Origin of the sequence: Pseudoduganella ginsengisoli (genome assembly GCF_009720865.1) — a bacterium.
In the GTDB taxonomy this organism is placed as follows: Bacteria; Pseudomonadota; Gammaproteobacteria; order Burkholderiales; family Burkholderiaceae_D; genus Rugamonas; species Rugamonas ginsengisoli.
The window spans coordinates 1-201 of sequence record NZ_WNLA01000138.1 but is presented as its reverse complement, the minus strand read 5'-3'; the positions used below and the strand labels follow the sequence as shown (position 1 = coordinate 201).

The 201-nt window shown below is 52.2% G+C and carries 1 rRNA gene; it reads right to left on the bottom strand.

Annotation, left to right across the window (positions count from 1 at the left end):
* Positions 1-201 (bottom strand): 23S ribosomal RNA (locus GM668_RS32010); the annotation flags it as partial.

Here is a 201-nt window from a genome sequence, read left to right as displayed (position 1 = left end):
CTCCGTTACACTTTAGGAGGAGACCGCCCCAGTCAAACTGCCTACCATGCACTGTCCCCGATCCGGATTACGGACCAAGGTTAGAACCTCAAACAAACCAGGGTGGTATTTCAAGGATGGCTCCACGAGAACTGGCGTCCCCGCTTCAAAGCCTCCCACCTATCCTACACAGATTGGTTCAAAGTCCAATGCAAAGCTACA